The sequence below is a fragment of the Burkholderia sp. WP9 genome, assembly GCF_900104795.1.
GTDB lineage: Bacteria > Pseudomonadota > Gammaproteobacteria > Burkholderiales > Burkholderiaceae > Paraburkholderia.
On sequence record NZ_FNTG01000002.1, the window covers coordinates 2,313,272 to 2,332,555 of the forward strand.

The following is a 19,284-nucleotide window of genomic DNA, read 5'->3' on the forward strand; positions in this document are numbered from 1 at the left end:
GACAGTCGTGGACAGGATCGAAACGAATGACGCGACACCGGGCGTGGTAGTCGAGGCTCTGACGCGTGGTCCCGGCGCGATATGCCTACGCGGACTGTTCAGCGAAAGCCAGGTGGCGGAGGCACGCCGCGTGGTGATGGCTCATTCGGAAGATCGCGCGCAAACCGTCACGCATTTTCAGGGGCAGGCCGCGGAAGAACAGCGGCTTCACTTGCAGCGGCGCGTGTGGAATCTGCTCGCCAAGGGCGACGTATTCTCCGAGATGTCGGAGCAGCCTGTGATCGTGGATGCGATGCGCCGCTTTCTCGGCGACGACTTCATCATGGGCTCGATCGCGGCCAACCGTATTCTGCCCGGCGGGCCCGGCCAGGAACCGCACATCGACTATCCATACTGGGACTACCACATGCCGGACACGTTTCCGCTCGGCATCAACACGTCGTTCCCGCTCAATGCGCAGGTGACGATTCCGCTCGACTCCTTTACGGCCGAGACCGGCGCGACGGCGTTCGTGCCGCACACGCAGCACGAATTGCGCTATCCGGCGGAAGGCGACCGGTTCTTTGAGCGTTGCCAACGCATGACGGCCGAGCCGGGCGATGCCATCGTGTTCTTCGGCGCGACCTGGCATTGCGCGATGCCCAATCGCAGCACGCAGGATCGCAGCGCCGTGCTGATCCAGTACTTGCCCAAGTTCGTGAAGCCGATGGAAGACCTGCGCGCAATGGTCGGCGAAGAGTTCGTCAAACGGGCGAGTCCGACCATGCGTCAGTTGCTCGGCCTCAATTTCCCCTACCCGCAGAACCTCGACGAGATCGCCGTGGCGACCAACGCCGAGGGTCGCAAGAATGCGATGCGTTGAGGCAGGGCGCGACCGCGCTTGCCGGAATAAAGTGACGCTAGCGGAAAATCTCCGCAATCAGGTTAGCCACGGTCCGGATCCGCTCGCTGTCGCGCAATGCCGGATGCAGCACCATCCACACGTCCTGATCGAGCGACTTGATATGCTTCTCCACGCAGACGAGGTCGCTCGTCGTGTCACCGGCCAGTTGGGCAAGGACGCCGAGTCCTGAGCCGCCCAGAACGCCGTCGAATACGCCCATGCCGTAGCTGCTGCGCAGCGACGGCGCCGGGGCGCCCGGCAGCGTTTTCAGCCATTGCGTGGCCGGGTGATCGGGCTGCCGGTCGTCGTAACCGACGAACGACAGCTTGTCCCACTCCTTCTTCACGATCGCCGCGCGGTGGCGAAGGTAGTAGTCGCGCGAGCCGTAGAGCCCGAAGCGGATCCGCCCGATCCGCCGAACATACAGGTCACCTTCTTCCGGGCACTCGGACCACAGGGCGATGTCCGCCTCGCGACGTGCAAGGCTATAGGGGCGGCGCGAAGTGAGCACTTCGATCGCGAGCCCGGGCAGCCTGTCCTGAAACGAGCCGAGCAGCTTCAGCAGAATGTACGACGGCCACTCGACGGCGTTGATCCGCACCGTGCCGTGCGCAGCCGCGCCGCCATTCACGTCCGCGGCGCGTTCGATCTGGTGAGCCAGGTCCTCCATCTGCTCCGCCCAGGCCAACACCCGGGCGCCGAACGCGGTCATGGTACAGCCGGACGGCACCCGGTCGACGAGCGGTTCGCCCAGCCGCCTTTCCAGCTCGGTGAGGCGGCGCGACAAGGTTGGCGCGCTCAGGTCGCACGCCGCCGCGGCGGATCGCATCGTTCCCTCGCGGGCGATTGCGACCAGAATTCGAAGGTCGTCCCAATCGACGTGTTCCATTTTTGAAACGATAGGTTTTGAAATTTGGCATAGCATAACGCAGTTCGCGAGGATAGGATTGGATCTGGCCATACTTGCCCGGCATCACACGACGAGACCTGCAAGGTCCGGCATGGCGTGGCAAGTGCGGCGTTCCTGCCCATCACACGACTCATCGGCTCTCAGTAGACCGAACGAGCGATACGGAGACATCAATGATTCGCCATTTTCTACCGGCGCGGCGTCGCGCCATCGCAGCCGGCGCGGCTTTCCTCGCCGTGTCGATTTTGCCGATGCCGGCGGCATTCGCCCAGGCCGCGCATAAGCCGAAAGTTGCGCTTGTCATGAAGTCGCTGGCGAACGAATTTTTCCTGACCATGGAAACGGGCGCCAAGGATTATCAGAAGCAGAATCCGGCGAAATTCGACCTGGTCACCAACGGCATCAAGGACGAGACGGACACCGCGAACCAGATCCGCATCGTCGAGCAGATGATCGTCTCGAAGGTCGACGCGCTGGTGATTGCACCGGCCGACTCGAAGGCGCTCGTGCCGGTTCTGAAGAAAGCGGTCGACGCCGGCATCATCGTGGTCAATATCGACAACAAGCTGGACGGCGACGTCCTCAAATCGAAAGACCTGAATATCCCGTTCGTCGGGCCGGATAACGCGAAGGGCGCACAGAAGGTCGGCGACTACCTGGCCAAGCACCTGAAGTCGGGTGACAACGTCGGCATTATCGAAGGCGTCTCGACCACGACCAATGCGCAGCAACGCACTGCCGGCTTCAAGCAGGCCATGGCGGCGGGCGGCATGAAGGTCGTCTCGCTGCAATCGGGCGAATGGGAAATCGACAAGGGCAACGCCGTGGCGAGCCAGATCCTCAACGCGAATCCGGACGTCAAGGCCTTGCTGTGCGGCAACGACAACATGGCGATCGGCGCCGTATCGGCCGTGCGCGCGGCCGGCAAGGCCGGCAAGGTGCAGGTGGTCGGCTACGACGACATCAATGCGATCAAGCCCATGCTCGCCGACGGCCGCGTTCTCGCCACCGCCAATCAGTACGCCGCGAAGCAGGCTGTGTTCGGTATCGACACGGCTTTGAAAGCACTCTCCGCACACAAGAAACAGTCTGAATTGTCCGGCGTCGTCGAAACGCCTGTCGATCTGGTCACCAAGTAAGCGTGGTGCAACGCGTGGCCCGCTCCGTCAAGGGGCCACGCTGACTGATTTCTGTCCAGCTCGATCTATCCGATGTCCATTCCCATTCCCTCCCTTGCCGATGCCCCGCCCGTGCTCCGTGTTCAGGGCATCGGCAAGACCTATGCCGAACCCGTGCTCGCCGACGTATCGCTGGAACTGCGCGCGGGCGAAGTGCTCGCGCTGACCGGCGAGAACGGCGCGGGCAAGAGCACCTTGTCCAAAATCATAGGTGGCCTCGTTACGCCGACTACCGGCTCGATGACTCTCGGCGGCGCGGCGTACGCGCCGGCCAGCCGCAAGGACGCCGAGGCGCTCGGCGTGCGCATGGTCATGCAGGAGTTGAACCTCCTGCCGACGCTCACGGTGGCAGAGAATCTGTTTCTGAACCGCTTGCCGCGGCGCGGCATGTTCGGCTGGATCGACCGCGCCAAACTGCGCGAAGACGCGCGGCACGCCATGGCGCAAGTCGGACTCGACGCGATCGATCCCGACACGTTGGTTGGCACGCTCGGTATCGGGCATCAGCAGATGGTCGAGATCGCGCGCAATCTGATCGGCGACTGTCGCGTGCTGATTCTCGACGAACCGACCGCGATGTTGACCGCGCGCGAAGTCGATCTGCTGTTCGAGCAGGTCGAGCGGCTCAAGGCGCGCGGCGTGGCACTGGTGTATATCTCGCACCGGCTCGAAGAATTGAAGCGAATCGCGCGGCACGCTGCCGTGTTGCGCGACGGCCGCCTCGTGCATGTCGACGAGATGGCCAACCTCACGACCGATCGTCTCGTGACGCTGATGGTGGGCCGCGATATCGGCGACAGGATCGATCTCGGCGAGCGGCGCATCGGCGAGGTGGCGTTCAAGGTCAGCGGCATGACGCGCGAGCCGGTGGTGCGCGACGTGTCCTTCGAGGTCAAGGCCGGCGAGATTTTCGGCATCAGCGGCCTGATTGGCGCAGGCCGCACGGAGCTGATGCGGCTCATTTATGGCGCGGACCGCGCGGACGCCGGCAGCGTCTCGATCCGACGTGAAGGCGGTTCGCCCGTACCCGTGGCGATCGCCTCGCCATCGGACGCCGTGAAGCACGGCATCGCACTGATCACTGAAGATCGCAAAGGCGAGGGGCTTCTGCTGACCCAGCCGATCGCCGCCAACATCTCGCTCGGCCACCTGCGCGCCGTGTCGAGCAAGGGTGTGGTGGACGGCCGTCGCGAGGCGGCCTTGGCGCACCAGCAGATCGACGCCATGCGCATTCGCAGCGCCGGGCCGTCGCAGCCGGTGTCGGAGCTGTCCGGCGGCAACCAGCAGAAGGTGGTGATCGGCCGGTGGCTCGCGCGCGATTGCACGGTGCTGCTATTTGACGAACCCACGCGCGGCATCGACGTCGGCGCGAAGTTCGATATTTATGCATTGATGGGCGCGCTGGCCCGCGAAGGCCGTGCTCTCGTGGTCGTATCGAGCGATCTGCGCGAATTGATGGCGATTTGCGACCGGATCGGCGTGATGTCGGCGGGACGGATGACGGGCCTGTTCGAACGCGGCAACTGGACTCAGGACGCCCTGCTGGCCGCGGCATTCGCAGGCTACGCGAAGCGCGAGGACCTGCTGCGCGAGCCGATCAAACCCGACGCCAAAGCGCCCGACGAAAGCAAATTTGTGGAGTATTGAGCATGACCGTAGAAACCAGCCTGCCTACAGTGCAGAACGAACCACCCAAGCATGCAAAGCCGCTCGGCACGCGCCTCGGCTTTTCGAACTACATCGGACTGCTCGGCGCGCTCCTCGGGATGATCGTACTGTTCTCGCTGCTGAGTTCGCACTTCCTGACCTACGACACATTCAGCACGATCGCGAACCAGATTCCCGATCTCGTCGTGATGTCGATCGGCATGACCTTCGTGCTGATCATTGCCGGCATCGATCTGTCGATCGGCTCGGTGCTGGCGCTCGGCGCGGCGCTCACGAGCGTCGCGGCCTTGCAGTGGCATTGGGCGGCGTTGCCCGCGGCCTTGCTCGGCATGGCCGGCGCGACCCTGACGGGCTGCGTGACCGGCGCGATCACGGTGGCCTGGCGGATTCCGTCGTTCATCGTGTCGCTCGGCGTGCTGGAGGCGGCGCGGGGTCTCGCGTATCAGTTGACCAACTCGCGCACGGCCTATATCGGCGACGCGTTCGATTTTCTCTCCAACCCCATCGCGTTCGGCATTTCGCCGGCGTTCATCATTGCCATTGTGGTGATGGTCGCCGCGCAGTTCGTGCTCACGCGCACGGTCTTCGGCCGCTATCTGGTCGGCATCGGCACGAATGAGGAGGCGGTGCGCCTTGCGGGCGTCAATCCGAGGCCCTACAAGATTGCGGTATTCGCGATGATGGGTCTGCTGGCCGGCCTTGCTTCACTGTTCCAGATTTCGCGGCTCGAGGCCGCCGATCCGAATGCCGGGCAGGGTATCGAATTGCAGGTGATCGCGGCGGTGGTTATCGGCGGAACGAGTTTGATGGGCGGGCGCGGTTCGGTGACGAGCACCTTCTTTGGCGTGTTGATCATCTCGGTGCTTGCCGCGGGGCTCGCGCAGATCGGCGCGACTGAGCCGACCAAGCGCATTATTACGGGAGCTGTCATTGTCGTCGCCGTCGTGCTGGATACTTATCGAAGCCGGCGTCGCGCCGCATAATCGGATCATTCGGTGAATGGTGGGCCGCAATCGTGTTGCGTGGGATGGGAGTAATTAAAAGTGTCAAAAGAAACTAAGCAGGGTCGCGTTCTGGTGGTCGGCAGCATCAATACGGATCTGGTCGCCCGTGCGCCGCATTTGCCGCGCCCAGGCGAGACGATCGGCGGGCACGAGTTCTCGCAGGTTGCCGGCGGCAAGGGCGGGAACCAGGCTGTCGCGGCCGCGCGCATCGGCGCGCAGGTGGCCATGGTCGGATGTGTCGGGAAAGACGCGAACGGCGCGCAGCGGGTCAAGGATCTGGAAGCGGAAGGTATCGACTGCAGCGGCGTCGAGGTTCATCCGACCCAGCCCACCGGCGTTGCCATGGTAACGGTGTCGGACGACGGGCAGAATACGATCGTCGTGGTCGCGGGTAGCAACGGCGAACTCACGCCACAGAGCGTGGCTCGCCATGAGGCGGCCATTAAGGCGTGCGATGTCGTGGTCTGCCAGCTCGAAACGCCGTGGGATTCCGTCCACGCGACGCTCGCACTGGCTCGGCGGCTCGGCAAGATCACCGTGTTGAACCCGGCGCCGGCAACGGGGCCGTTGCCGGCGGAATGGCTGCCGCTCGTCGACTACCTCGTGCCGAACGAGGTCGAGGCCGCGATCCTGGCCGGCCTGCCCGTCGAATCGCAAAGCGGCGCCCGCCGCGCGGCGACGGAGCTGCAAAGAGGCGGCGCGCGCAATGTGATCGTCACGCTCGGCGCGCAGGGGGCTTATCTCCTCGTGGAAGGCGGCGAGGGCATGCATTTTCCCGCGCCGCAAGTGCAAGCAGTCGACACCACGGCGGCCGGCGACACGTTTATCGGCGTCTTTGCCGCGCAACTCGCCTCACGGCAGCCGCTGGAAGGCGCGATCAACCTCGCGCAACGCGCGGCGGCGATTTCCGTGACGCGTGCCGGCGCGCAGCCTTCAATACCCACTCGCGCGGAAGTGGATAGCGCCGCCTGACACGGATGCCGGTTGTGACATGAGGCGGTCCGTACTGCCACTTTCGGTGGCTCGACGTTGATTTATCGGCACCATCTCGCGATGGTGTTCCCTTATCAATCACGCTCTCGAATGGACGAAACATGAGATCACAATGTATAGGCATACTGATGATGTCGCTGGGTCTCGCTGCGTGCGGAGGAAGTATATCGACCACGGATCCTCTCGCTAACGCGCCGAAGATCATCATCGATTCAGACTTCAATACGATGGGGGACGACGGCCAGTTGTTCGCCATGACCACGCAGTTGATGGGACAGGGCAAGGTCAATCTGCTCGGACTCACTGTCGTTACCGGCAACGACTGGCTGCTTCAGGAAGAATCGGATGCGATCAAGGCAGTGGAGCGCATGGGCGTGCAGAACGTGGTGGGTGTCTACGGCGGCGCGGATTATCCGTTGCACTACGATGTGGCCAGTATTCGCGCCCAGCAGGCGGCTAACCCGCAAGGCTATTTTGGGGCATGGAGCCGCCCCGAGCCTACCCAGCAGTCGCAGCTAGTGGCTCCGCCGGATGGCTTCGCGGTGTCGACGAAACTGCAGACGCAGAGCGCTGCGGATTTCATGATTCAGACCATCAAGCGTTATCCGAACCAGGTCACCATTCTCGAAGTGGGACCCCCTACCAACCTCGCCACAGCGATCATGAAAGCGCCGGAGATCGTGCCGCTGATCAAGCGGATCGTCTATATGGGCGGCGCGATGGCTGTGCCGGGCAATGCTAACGCCGTCGGGGAGTTGAACTGGTGGTTCGATCCGCTCGCGGTACGCACGGTGTTGCAAACGCCGATTCCCCAAGCCGTGATTCCCCTCGACGTGACGAATACGGTGCCGCTGACGCAAAGCGTGTATGACCAGATCGTCAATGACCCGAACAAGCAGACCGCGGTGACGAAGGCGTATGGGATTGCCAATGCGGGTGCATTCGCGAGTCATACCGATCTGTTCGATACGCTGACTATTGCGTACTTTCTCGATCCTGGTTACGCCACGCAAACTAAAAGCGCCTACCTCGATATCGACACGGCGAGCGGCGAAGATCAGGGGCATGTGATGGTGTATCCCGATCAGCCGGCAGCGGGCGCTTCTCCGCAGAAAATCACCTACGTGACGCAGTTCGATAACAACCGGTTTTTCAGCCTTTATGTTGATCTGCTGACGCGACCCGTGCCGATTACGTTGCCGTGATGTCGTGCCGGTTGCCGGTTGCCGGCGGCAGTGGCGGCAGTTCTCGTCGTATGCCTGGACTCATGGCCGTTGACCTGGCAAAATAGGGTGCCCGGATGCCGTCATGTGTCGCGAGTCTGCAAGCGGTTTGGATATCTCTACGAATAGCAATGGTGGTATGGAAACGAAACGATCGCGGGTTCGCCGTCAAATATTGTGTCCGCCGATCGGTGCGCTGCTGCGCTACCAGACACGCATCGTCCGCGTCGTTGCAGAAGCGCGCGGGCAGCGGGCAATGATCGAATCGCTCGACACCACGGGCAGGGCATTCGTCAGTACCGTGAAGTGGGCTAGCCTGTGTGAACTCGGCGCGCAGTTGTTCTGATCCGGTCGCCACAGCGGTGTGAGCAGAATCAGGGAGCGGTCTTATGCGGAAACGGAAGGTCGCGGTAAAGATGGGTGGAGCATCGAGTCTGCCGGAACTGCTGAGCCGGCTTGAACTGGCATTGGTGGGAATGCCCGATCGCAAATCGGTTTGCAAGGCACTGCTGGATCTGAACCGGGCGCTCGGCTCGGTCGGCGAGACAGCGCCGAGACGATCCAGTCGGTCCACGCATCCGCGGCGTCAGCGCCAGACGGCGGTCGAATCTTTGTCGCTGTTTTCTTGAGTCTGTTTGTCGGGAGCTGTGATCCGCTAGCTTTTATCGCTTGCATTCAAATAGCGGCGTGAAATGCGGGTTGGCATTTCCGTCTCGTGTTTGGGCTCAGGCCACACACTATGTGGATTCAGGAGCCTGCCAGGAGCGCGAAATCCACGTCTTTGCTCTCGACCACGCCGCCCTTGCGCCCCGGCGCGCGTTGATTGCTCCAATAGAGATTCGTGTGTGCGATCACTCCGTCCGGTGGAGGCGCGCCCCATGACGTCATGTCGACCGTCGTATGAGCGTCGCTGACCAGAATCGCGTCATAGCCACGCACGAGCGCGCCGTGCAGCGTCGAACGAATACACATGTCGGTTTGCGCGCCGGTCACGATGAGCTTACCGACAGCAAGCGTCGATAGCACATGCTCGAGGTTAGTGCCTTCGAACGCGTCGCGGTAGCTCTTTTCAATAATCGCCTCCGAGTGTCGTGGCGACAGCTCGTCGACGATCTGCCACGGGCCGCTGCCAGGTTCCAGCTCTTCGTCACCGTGGCGGACCCAAACGAGCGGTACGTTCGCGCTGCGCGCTTTCTCGACGAGCATGTTGACTGCGCGCAGCACTTCCTGGCGGCGATAGGCTTGAGCGACGACGCCGTTCTGAAGATCGATGACGATGAGGGCGGTATTCGGGCGATTGACGAGCGTAGTCATGGAGTCTCGAGTCGGTTCGGTTGAATCGCAAACACAGCGAGAGAAATTCTGCGTTTCAGGTCTCATGGAGAATAACTCAAGCGCGCGGCTACGGCCGCCCTTTGCTGACATCTCCGCTATTGCCGCAGCGGCCTCAACCCTGCACGAACCTCCTCTGCGAACAACTGCGGCTGTTCCCAGGCCGCAAAGTGTCCGCCCTTGTCGGGCCGGTTGTAATAGACAAGCTTGTGATACGCACGCTCGGTCCAACTCCTCGGTGCCTGATAATTCTCGCGAGGAAAAACGCTCACGGCAGCGGGAACCGATACATCGGCGCTGGCCAGAAAGTTGAAATGAGACTCCCAATAAAAGCGCGCGGCGGAAATGCCCGTGTTCGTCAACCAATAGAGCGTGATGTCGTCGAGGACATCGTTGCGGGTCAATTCGCCCGCGGACTCACCATTGACGGGATGCCCAAACACGGCCGAGGTCAACGCCGCCGCTGGCTGAACATAGCCGTCGCCGTGATCGAGAAGCCAGCTCGCCAGCGCCACGGGCGAGTCGGACAATCCGTATAGCGTTTGTGGACGCGTCCCCATCTCCAGCGCGTAGGCGCGTCTTTTCCTGGCCGCACTGGCCAGCTGCTCATAAGCGTGCCGTTCGTCATCCGGGAGGCCGGCGGGCGTCGGATCGCCGGCCTGAAGCGCCTTTGCTATTTCAGCGGGAACGGTGGCGGGAAAGTTGACATGAATGCCCAACAATTCCGGTGGCGCCTGCTTACCCATTACGTTGCAGACAACGCCGCCCAGGTCGCCGCCTTGTGCGGCGAATTTCTCGTAACCAAGGCGTTTCATCAGCACGACCCAGGCGCGCGCTGTCTTCTCCGGCCCCCAACCGGTCGTGGCCGGTTTGCCTGAAAAACCGTAGCCGGGCAGCGACGGAATGACCAGATGGAACGCATCCGACGCACTCGCGCCATAGGCCGTTGGATTGGTCAACGGATCGATGATCTTGAACTGCTCGATGACCGACCCGGGCCACCCGTGCGTGACGATGAGCGGCATCGCATTCCCGTGCTTCGACCGAACGTGGATGAAATGAATGTCCAGCCCATCGATCTCGGTTACGAACTGCGGCAGGGAATTCAGCTTCGCTTCACATTTGCGCCAGTCGTAGTCCGTTGCCCAATGGCGCGCGAGTTCCTGCACCATCGCGAGCGGCACGCCTTGGGAGTCGTCGGCAACCGTCTCCCGTTCAGGCCACCGCGTTGCCTTGATGCGCCTTCGCAAATCGACAAGCTGCGATTCAGGTACGTGTACACGAAGTCGACGAATAGCTGTTTTGTCGCCGTCGGCCGCTTGAGCGACCTGAGCGGTAGCCGGGTTCGTTTCTGCAACCGCGAACTGGCTCAATGAGCCGGCCGCAACGGTAGCCGCCACGACGCCAACGAAATGACGGCGAGACGGCGATTGGGGAGAGGTGTTGTCTGACATAGGGCCTCTAAATCGTGACGAAGACAAGTTCCTGATCAATGGCGACGTGGTCCTGCGAGCCACTGCTGGCATCACTCGACGCACAGAGCGCTCGACACGGACGCGTTGGGGTGCGCGGAGGTACTCCGCCGGCTTCCTGGAAGTCGGTCCAAAAGCATGCGTAGAGTCACGCTCAACCTGATGTGGCACACGCAGATGCATTGCCGCACGAGCCCAACGCCCGATGTCCGTATTCGAGCGCACGGATATATCCCGCATGTGTCGGGAACGGTGCTTTTTGTGTACGGCTGTATCAACCTGTTCTAAAGATACATTGCAATACAAGCGGTCATTGTGCTCGCGCGATTTCCGCCTGATGCGGAGCGGATTGAGGCGGTGCCGCAATTGGCAGAGCAGCTTTGAGCGCATTCATGATGCTGATTGTGTCTGTGTCCATGGATGGGCCGGAGTGGTTGCATGCCGCCGTCGCGCAACCCGCGTTTTGACAGTCCATTCGGCGACTCCGCCGCCATCGTCTCCCTGCTGCCCGCGTTTTCAACTCTTATATAAGACATAAGACATTTGACCTTGCCGCCGGATCCTATTAAAATCGCGTTGAAAACAGTGCCCGGCACAGTCTCGGCGTGCCTTGCAAGCTATCCCCTGAAACGCAAATACCAGCAGGTTTCCCATGCTTGAAAACTATCGTGTTCACGCGGCCGCACGCGCCGCGCTCGGCATTCCTCCCCTGCCGCTGACGGCTCAGCAGACCGCCGAGTTGGTCGAGCTTCTGGCGAATCCGCCGGCCGGTGAAGAGCAGACCCTGCTCGACCTGCTCACCCACCGCGTGCCCGCCGGCGTGGACGAAGCGGCCCGCGTGAAGGCAGGTTTCCTTGCCGCCGTCGCCAAAGGCCAGACCGCCTGCGCGCTGATTTCGCGCGCCCGCGCCACCGAACTGCTGGGCACGATGCTGGGCGGCTACAACATCCAGCCGCTGATCGAGCTGCTGTCCGACGCCGAAGTCGCCGCCGTAGCTGCCGACGCGCTGAAGAAAACCCTCCTGATGTTCGACCAGTTCCACGACGTCAAGGAACTGGCCGACAAGGGCAACGCGCACGCCCAGGCCGTGATGCAAAGCTGGGCCGAGGCCGAATGGTTCACCAGCCGTCCGGAAGTGCCGCAAAGCCTGACTATCACCGTCTTCAAGGTGACGGGCGAAACCAATACCGACGACCTGTCGCCGGCCCCGGATGCCACCACCCGCCCGGACATCCCGCTGCACGCGCTGGCCATGCTGAAGAACGCGCGTCCCGGTATCACGCCGGAAGAAGACGGCAAGCGTGGCCCGATCAAGTTCATCGAGTCGCTGAAGGAAAAGGGCCACCTGGTCGCGTACGTGGGCGACGTGGTCGGCACCGGCTCCTCGCGCAAGTCGGCCACCAACTCGGTGCTGTGGTTCACGGGTGAAGACATTCCCTTCATCCCGAACAAGCGTTTCGGCGGCGTGTGCCTGGGCGGTAAGATCGCCCCGATCTTCTACAACACCATGGAAGACGCCGGCGCCCTGCCGATCGAACTCGATGTGTCGAAGATGGAAATGGGCGACGTGGTCGAACTGCGCCCGTACGAAGGCAAAGCGCTGAAGAACGGCGAAGTGATCGCCGAGTTTCAGGTCAAGTCCGACGTGCTGTTCGATGAAGTGCGCGCCGGCGGCCGCATTCCGCTGATCATCGGCCGTGGATTGACCAGCAAGGCGCGTGAAGCGCTGGGCTTGCCCCCGTCGACCCTGTTCCGCCTGCCGCAGCAGCCGGTCAACAGCGGCAAAGGCTTCTCGCTGGCCCAGAAAATGGTCGGCCGCGCCTGCGGCCTGCCGGAAGGCCAGGGCGTCCGTCCGGGCGCGTACTGCGAACCGAAAATGACCTCGGTCGGCTCGCAGGACACCACCGGCCCCATGACCCGCGACGAACTCAAGGACCTGGCGTGCCTGGGCTTTTCGGCCGACCTCGTCATGCAGTCGTTCTGCCACACCGCGGCTTATCCGAAGCCGGTGGACGTGAAGACCCACCATACCCTGCCGAACTTCATCAGCACCCGTGGCGGCATCGCGCTGCGCCCGGGTGACGGCGTGATCCACTCGTGGCTGAACCGCATGCTGTTGCCCGACACTGTGGGCACCGGCGGCGACTCGCACACGCGCTTCCCGATCGGTATCAGCTTCCCGGCCGGTTCGGGCCTGGTCGCGTTTGCCGCCGCCACGGGCACGATGCCGCTGGACATGCCGGAATCGGTGCTGGTCCGCTTCAAGGGCAAAATGCAGCCGGGTGTGACCCTGCGCGATCTGGTCAACGCGATTCCGCTCTACGCCATCAAGCAAGGCATGCTGACGGTGGCCAAGCAAGGCAAGAAGAACATCTTCTCGGGCCGGATTCTCGAAATCGAAGGCCTGCCCGAACTGAAGGTCGAGCAAGCGTTCGAATTGTCGGATGCTTCCGCCGAGCGCTCGGCCGCCGGTTGCACGGTCCACCTGAACAAGGAACCGATCATCGAATACCTCAACAGCAACGTCACGCTGCTGAAGTGGATGATCGCCGAGGGCTACCAGGACCCGCGCAGCCTGCAGCGCCGCATCAAGGCAATGGAGCAGTGGCTGGCTGACCCGCAACTGCTGTCGCCGGATGCCGACGCCGAGTACGCAGCCGTCATCGAGATCGATCTCGCCGACATTCACGAGCCGATCGTGGCCTGCCCGAATGATCCGGACGACGTGAAGACGCTCTCGGACGTGGCCGGTGCCAAAATCGACGAAGTGTTCATCGGCTCGTGCATGACCAACATCGGTCACTTCCGTGCCGCATCGAAGCTGCTGGAAGGTAAGCGCGACATCCCCGTCAAGCTGTGGGTGGCCCCGCCGACCAAGATGGACCAGAAGCAGTTGACCGAGGAAGGCCACTACGGCGTCTTCGGTACAGCCGGCGCCCGTACCGAAATGCCGGGCTGCTCGCTGTGCATGGGCAACCAGGCTCAGGTGCGCGAAGGCGCGACGGTCATGTCGACCTCGACCCGTAACTTCCCGAACCGTCTGGGCAAGAACACGAACGTGTATCTCGGCTCGGCGGAACTGGCGGCGATCTGCTCGCGTCTGGGCAAGATCCCGAGCAAGGAAGAGTACATGGCAGACATGGGCGTGCTCACTGCCAACGGCGACAAGATCTACCAATACATGAACTTCGACCAGATCGAAGACTTCAAGGAAGTGGCCGACACCGTGCAGATGTAAGCGTGCTGTCGGGCTACGACGTGTTGTTCTGGTCGTAGCGCTGCAGAGTGGCGCCGCAGGCTGAAAGGCCTGCGGCGCCATTTTTTTGCGGCGCCGGAGAGCGACCGAAACGGCCGACGCCTACTTTGAAATCTCGTCGAGCATGCGGCCGCCCGTTTCCATCGCGAAGGCGCCGACCACAATCGACCCGAGCACCGAGACGATGGCGAAATAGCCAAATACCGCTTCAACGCTCAGATACGTCAGCAGTCCGCCGATAATGACCGGACCGACCACTGACGAAAGCCTTGTGATGGCGGACGCAGCGCCGGCGCCGCTGGCGCGGATTCGGGTCGGATACACTTCGGGCGCATAGACATAGACTCCGCACTGGACGATCGCAATCATGGCAACGCTGATCGACGCCAGGACCAATACCTGTTCGGCGGGTACGCGCGCACCGCTGAAGGCGAGATAGAGCATCGGGACCGCCGCGCCGAGAAAGGCGATGGCGAAAGTCTTCCTGCGGCCGAGATAGTCGATCACGAATACGCCGATCACCGTGCCGATGAACGTCGCGATCATGCTCACCATTCCATAGCGCAATGCGACATTGAGCGGCAAGTGATAAACCGTCCGGTACAGCGACGGCAGCCAGACCAGAATGCCGTACGTCGTCAGACTCGCGCAGCAGGCCATCACCCACACCACCAACGTGCGCGCCGCAAAACCAGCCTTGAATAGCGCGCGAAACGACTCCTTCTTTCCGTCGGGTTGGGTTTCGACAATTTGCAAAGCGGGCAGGCGCGCATAGTCGGAAGCGGGCATGGATTGTTCGATGCGTTCGACGATCTGATTTGCTTCGGCAGCGCGTCCGTTGATCGCAAGCCAGCGCGGCGATTCAGGCGCGGTGCGCGGCAGGATCGCCGCGAGCACGATAGGCAGCGCGCCGACCACGAACATCGCCTGCCATCCATAGGTGGGAATCAGCCACATCGCGGCAATCGCGGCAATCAGATTGCCGACCGCAAACGTCGATTGAAGAATGAAGATCAACCGGCCGCGTGTTTTCGCGGGGCACAGTTCGTTCATGTAAGTGGCCGAGACGGGCGACTCGCCACCGAGCCCAATGCCCTGGAAGAACCGCAACGCGATAAATACCGCATAGCTGGGCGCATACGCCGATGCGAGACTGCCCAGCGCCAGAATCACGAGAATCCAGCGCAGCACGCGCAAGCGCCCAAAGCGTTCGGCGGCGGCGCTGAAAAACAGTGCGCCGATGGTCTGCCCGACATAGCCGCCCGAGACCAGCCAACCCGCGTCCGCGGGCGTCAAATGCCACAGGCCGATCAGCACCGGCATGACGAAAGCGATCGTCAACGCGTCGAACGCATCGGTCATGTGGACGAAGCCTATGACTCCCAGCACCCGTGTATGCCAGCGTGTGAGCGGCAAACGTTCGATTCTCGCCGAGATGGTCGCCGCGTCATGCAGACCGCTTGCGCGCGTGACGACGTCAGCGTCGTTCTGTTTCATTGTGCTTGAGATTTCCATCATGTCCTCGAAAGGGATACTGCGGGGAAGAACGCGGCTTTAGATGAAATTCAGGCCAGGTCGAGAGTCAGCGATTCGCTCTTCGCGCGGGAGACGCAGATCATCATTACCTTGCCGGCGGCTCGCTCGGATTGCGTCAGTACGGAATCGTGGTGGTCCGGGCAACCACTCAGCACGCGGGTTTCGCATGCGCCGCACAGTCCTTCGCGGCAGCTGTATTCGACATCGACGCCGGCTTCTAGCAACACGTCCAGCAGCGCTTTGCCCGCCGGTACGACGAGTTCTCTGCCGCTGCGCGCGAGCGTCACCGAGTAGCCCGGCTGCTGCGTATCGGCGACAGGAAGGCTCGCGGCAAAGCGCTCGATATGCACGTTGCGAATGCCGGCAACGGCGCAGCCCGCTTCGAACGCGCTCAGCATCGCGCCCGGTCCGCAGCAGTAGGCGTGAACGCCAGCCGGTTGTTGCGCGAGGAATGCGGCGAGATCGAATGGGCGTCCGTCGTGTTCGTCGTAGAAATGCAGAATCACGTCGCCGCGCAGCGCCGCCAGTTCGTCGAGAAACGCCGCTTGCGCACGAGTGCGCGCGCAATACACGAGACACGCGTCCTTGCGCGTCTGACGCAAACGGCGGTACATGCACAGCATCGGCGTGATGCCGATGCCGCCCGCAACCAGCACGGTCCCACTTGCCTGTTCATCGAGCGCGAAGTTGTTGCGCGGCTTGCCGATCTGGATCGTCGTGCCGCAACGCAATTGCTCATGCACGTAGCGCGAACCGCCGCGACTCTTTGCATCGTCCAGCACGCCGATTACATAGCGAGCGCTTTCGTCCGGCGAGTTGACGAGCGAATAGCTGCGCGTGATGCCGTTCGGCAAATGCAGATCGATATGCGCACCCGGTGTGAAAGGCGGAAACACGGTGCCTTCCACCGGTACGAGTTCGATACTCAGAACCCGCGCGGCTTCATGGCGGATCGTGCGAACCCGTGCACTGAGGCTCGCGCCAGGGCGCGCCGCGCCGCCGGCAACTGATTGTTCGTCCATGTGTTCATACTCTCGATAGATGACTGCGCCGCGCAATCAGGACGTCTCGGTTTCGCGCTCGTCTTTCTGACGCGCACCGTGCACCGAGAAAAAGCGCGCGCGATTGACCTTCTGTCCGATCGCCGCCTCATACGCTTCCCGAACTTCTTCGGGTTGTCCGTACTGTCCGATGAAATCGCGCAGATAGGCGCCGAGCAGCGGATGCGCGGCGAGCGCTTCGCGCGTCATGCCGTTCAGCATTTCGTCGCGGCACGCCGACGGCAAATAGACGTTGTGATTCGCGGCGCTGTCGGTAATCAAACCCTTCGGCGTCTTGCCCTCGGCCACCGCTTCGAGTTCCTCGAAGAAGCGCCGGCGCAACATCACAATGCCGCGATCGCTCGCGCCCAGCGTCTCTTTGGTGCGGTCGGTGATCGCGCCCTGGCCGACCCATGCGGCGAAGTCCTGGTTTGCCACGTGGCTCGTGATCCACTCGCCGTTTTCGTCGCGCACTGGCCCATACCACGAAGGAATGTGTTGCTGAACATAGGGCTCCTGTTCCTTCGGCACCTTGTTGAATACCCACAGCAGGCTCAACGTGTTTTCATCGTCGATAGGCACGCGCCATTCGAAATGGTGTCCAAGGTAAAAGCCGTTCGGCCACAGAGTCACGCGGCCCGTGGTCCACATCGGGTTCTCCTCGTTTTCGTGCGCGCGCAGACGTTTGTAGATGAAGCCGTAATCGAACTCTTCGTACAGCGTGCGCAAGTGCGTCGGCACGTGTTCGGACTGGCTGTCCTGTTGCCGCTCGGTCCAGTTGTTGTGCGTCCATTCGAAGTGGATCGGATCGATCGAATTCTCCTGGCACTGAAACCAGTTGCACGGAACTTCCGCCATCACGACCTGCGCGAAGCCATTCGTGTAGTTGAACGGCTCCCAGTCCGGCAATTCCGGCGCGGGCGCGGGGCCCATGTAGGCCCAGATCATGCCGGCCTTCGCGCGCACTTCGTACGCGGTGATCTTTGTCTTCTGACGCAGCCGCGCGTCGACGTCCACGATCTCTTCATACGGCTGGTGCGTGCATTGGCCGCTCGCATCGAATTCCCAGCCGTGATACGCGCAGCGCAAGCCGCATTGCTCGACGAAACCGAACGCGAGATCGGCGTTGCGATGCGGGCAACGGCGCTGCACGAGGCCGAACGTGCCGCTCAGGTCCTTGAAGAGCACGAGGTCCTCGCCGAACAACCGGATCGGTCGCACCGATTTCTGATCGAACTCGCTGACGCCCGCGACCGGGTGCCAGTAGCGGCGCAAGTAGTCGCCCATCGGCGTGCCCGGACCCACCTGGGTGAGTAGATTGTTTTTTTCCTGACTCAACATGTCCTGTGTCCTCGAACGTTGGAAACGCGGCTTGGCGCATGAGCCATGCACTGCCGGCGATGTGTGAATTCTTCGCGACGGGCCCGGCGTTGCACAACCTCTCCAAAATCCAAAAAGGTTGCCGTTCGTCTCGCGTGCCTATCCGCTTGCCTGACGCCGAGGGGCGGGTTTTTCCTGGTCTTTCCCGCTTGCTGTCAAAAACAATCCGCCTCAGAATGACTGTTCATTTACGTTCTATATGTTCAATATTGAACATATAGAACGTCATAACGTGAGGATGGACATGCTGAAGATCGGGATCATCGGTGGCGGAATTGGCGGGCTGGCCGCAGCAATCGCATTGCGCAAGGCGGGGCATCAGGTCACCGTGTTTGAACAGGCGGAGCGCTTCGGGCGCGTCGGCGCGGACATCAACCTGACGCCCAACGCGGTGCGCGCGCTCGACGGACTCGGCGTCGGCGCGCAGTTGCGCGAGACGGCGGCGCGTCCGAGCGCGCGGATCAGCCGGATGTGGGACACCGGCGAGGAAACCTCGCGGCTGGCCATGTCGGACGAGGCAGAACGCAAATACGGCGCGCCGCAACTGACCATGCATCGCGCGGACGTGATGGCGGCGCTCGAGCAGGCGCTATTGCCCGGCGAACTTCACCTCGGCAAGCGCACGGAGACGTTCGGCGAAACCGGGAACAGTGCGACGGTCAGGCTCGCGGACGGCTCGACCCACGCATTCGACCTGCTGATCGGCGCGGACGGCATCCATTCGGGTGTGCGCAAGTTCCTGTTCGGCGACGAACGCCCGCAGTTCACCGGCATCGTGTCGTACCGCGCGGTCGTGCCGGCCGAGCGGCTCTCGGGTGGCGATCTTGGCGCGTTCGTCAAATGGTGGGGGCCGACCGACGATCTGCAGATCGTCACATTCCCGCTGAACCGTGGCCGCGACGTGTTCATCTTCGCGACCACGTCACAGGCCGACTGGACCCACGAATCGTGGACCACGCCCGGCGACCCGGACGCGTTGCGCGAGGCGTATGCGGCCTTTCATCCGGAAGCCCGCGCGTTGCTCGCCGCGTGTGACACCGTGCTCGCGTCGGCGTTGTATATTCGCGATCCGCTGCCGAAGTGGACCGGTCAACGTATGGCGCTGCTCGGCGACGCCTGCCATCCGATGATGCCGTTCATGGCGCAAGGCGCAGGCATGGCTATCGAAGATGCCGTAGTGCTCTCGCGCGCACTGAAGGACATCGGCCCGGACGGCCTCGGCGCGGCGCTGGCGCGTTATGCCGAGGCGCGTCAGTCGCGCACGGCGCAAATCCAGATCGGGTCGCGCGGCAATAATTGGCTCAAGGCCGGCGGCAACGCCGACTGGGTGTACGGCTACGATGCGTGGACCGTACCGCTGCCGGAACAGGCTCGCGAACTGGCGTAGCCGCTCACCACTGAACATGCCT

At 62.4% G+C, this 19,284-nt stretch carries 16 protein-coding genes; 10 read left to right on the forward strand and 6 right to left on the reverse strand.

All coding sequences use genetic code 11. From position 1 onward, the window contains the following. Nucleotides 1–7: 7 nt before the first annotated feature. Complete coding sequence (locus tag BLW71_RS31475; RefSeq protein ID WP_091806501.1) at nucleotides 8–862, forward strand: phytanoyl-CoA dioxygenase family protein; 855 nt, start codon at nucleotides 8–10, stop codon at nucleotides 860–862. 37 nt (nucleotides 863–899) lie between these two features. Here BLW71_RS31475 and BLW71_RS31480 read toward each other — a convergent pair whose 3' ends face one another. Beyond that, nucleotides 900–1,772: a LysR family transcriptional regulator gene (locus BLW71_RS31480; protein WP_091806504.1), complete on the reverse strand. Its 873-nt coding sequence runs from the start codon at nucleotides 1,770–1,772 to the stop codon at nucleotides 900–902. A gap of 194 nt (nucleotides 1,773–1,966) precedes the next feature. Between BLW71_RS31480 and BLW71_RS31485 the strand changes: the two genes are divergently transcribed. From BLW71_RS31485 to BLW71_RS31515, 7 genes are all read left to right on the forward strand, one after another. Continuing rightward, entirely contained in the window at nucleotides 1,967–2,932 is a 966-nt protein-coding gene (locus tag BLW71_RS31485) for a sugar ABC transporter substrate-binding protein (RefSeq protein ID WP_091806507.1), read from the forward strand. A 72-nt stretch (nucleotides 2,933–3,004) separates the two neighbouring features. After that, nucleotides 3,005–4,618 carry a sugar ABC transporter ATP-binding protein gene (locus BLW71_RS31490; RefSeq protein ID WP_091806510.1) on the forward strand — a complete coding sequence of 538 codons (1,614 nt, stop codon included), beginning with the start codon at nucleotides 3,005–3,007 and terminating at the stop codon, nucleotides 4,616–4,618. 2 nt (nucleotides 4,619–4,620) lie between these two features. Further along, the gene (locus tag BLW71_RS31495; RefSeq protein ID WP_091806512.1) at nucleotides 4,621–5,622 is read left to right on the forward strand and encodes an ABC transporter permease; all 1,002 of its coding nucleotides are present in this window, start codon (nucleotides 4,621–4,623) and stop codon (nucleotides 5,620–5,622) included. A 60-nt stretch (nucleotides 5,623–5,682) separates the two neighbouring features. Further along, nucleotides 5,683–6,615, forward strand: a complete 933-nt coding sequence (gene rbsK, locus BLW71_RS31500; protein WP_091806517.1) for a ribokinase — start codon at nucleotides 5,683–5,685, stop codon at nucleotides 6,613–6,615. A gap of 122 nt (nucleotides 6,616–6,737) precedes the next feature. Next, nucleotides 6,738–7,841, forward strand: coding sequence for a nucleoside hydrolase (locus tag BLW71_RS31505; RefSeq protein ID WP_091806520.1), 1,104 nt, complete (start codon nucleotides 6,738–6,740; stop codon nucleotides 7,839–7,841). Between the two features lie 157 nt (nucleotides 7,842–7,998). After that, nucleotides 7,999–8,205 carry a hypothetical protein gene (locus BLW71_RS31510; protein WP_091806524.1) on the forward strand — a complete coding sequence of 69 codons (207 nt, stop codon included), beginning with the start codon at nucleotides 7,999–8,001 and terminating at the stop codon, nucleotides 8,203–8,205. Nucleotides 8,206–8,248: 43 nt separating this feature from the next. After that, nucleotides 8,249–8,488 carry a hypothetical protein gene (locus BLW71_RS31515; protein ID WP_091806527.1) on the forward strand — a complete coding sequence of 80 codons (240 nt, stop codon included), beginning with the start codon at nucleotides 8,249–8,251 and terminating at the stop codon, nucleotides 8,486–8,488. Nucleotides 8,489–8,606: 118 nt separating this feature from the next. On the opposite strand, the gene BLW71_RS31520 is transcribed toward BLW71_RS31515, so the two are convergent. Together BLW71_RS31520 and BLW71_RS31525 are read right to left on the reverse strand one after the other, a co-directional pair. Then, entirely contained in the window at nucleotides 8,607–9,173 is a 567-nt protein-coding gene (locus tag BLW71_RS31520; protein ID WP_091806530.1) for an isochorismatase family protein, read from the reverse strand. A gap of 116 nt (nucleotides 9,174–9,289) precedes the next feature. Then, a complete protein-coding gene (locus BLW71_RS31525; RefSeq protein WP_091806533.1) occupies nucleotides 9,290–10,645 on the reverse strand; it encodes an epoxide hydrolase family protein in 1,356 nt (451 codons plus the stop codon). Nucleotides 10,646–11,315: 670 nt separating this feature from the next. Between BLW71_RS31525 and acnB the strand changes: the two genes are divergently transcribed. Beyond that, entirely contained in the window at nucleotides 11,316–13,901 is a 2,586-nt protein-coding gene (acnB, locus tag BLW71_RS31530) for a bifunctional aconitate hydratase 2/2-methylisocitrate dehydratase (protein ID WP_091806536.1), read from the forward strand. A 120-nt stretch (nucleotides 13,902–14,021) separates the two neighbouring features. Here acnB and BLW71_RS31535 read toward each other — a convergent pair whose 3' ends face one another. From BLW71_RS31535 to BLW71_RS31545, 3 genes are all read right to left on the reverse strand, one after another. Next, on the reverse strand, nucleotides 14,022–15,416 hold the full coding sequence (locus tag BLW71_RS31535) for an MFS transporter (RefSeq protein WP_177205147.1): 1,395 nt from the start codon (nucleotides 15,414–15,416) through the stop codon (nucleotides 14,022–14,024). Nucleotides 15,417–15,484: 68 nt separating this feature from the next. Continuing rightward, a complete protein-coding gene (locus BLW71_RS31540) occupies nucleotides 15,485–16,477 on the reverse strand; it encodes a PDR/VanB family oxidoreductase (protein ID WP_091806541.1) in 993 nt (330 codons plus the stop codon). 36 nt (nucleotides 16,478–16,513) lie between these two features. After that, the gene (locus BLW71_RS31545; protein ID WP_091806544.1) at nucleotides 16,514–17,836 is read right to left on the reverse strand and encodes an aromatic ring-hydroxylating oxygenase subunit alpha; all 1,323 of its coding nucleotides are present in this window, start codon (nucleotides 17,834–17,836) and stop codon (nucleotides 16,514–16,516) included. Nucleotides 17,837–18,119: 283 nt separating this feature from the next. Here BLW71_RS31545 and BLW71_RS31550 point away from each other — a divergent pair, with 283 nt between their 5' ends. Next, nucleotides 18,120–19,262 (forward strand): FAD-dependent monooxygenase, encoded by a 1,143-nt coding sequence (locus BLW71_RS31550; protein ID WP_091809098.1) that lies wholly within the window; start codon nucleotides 18,120–18,122, stop codon nucleotides 19,260–19,262. The last annotated feature ends 22 nt before the right edge of the window (nucleotides 19,263–19,284 follow it).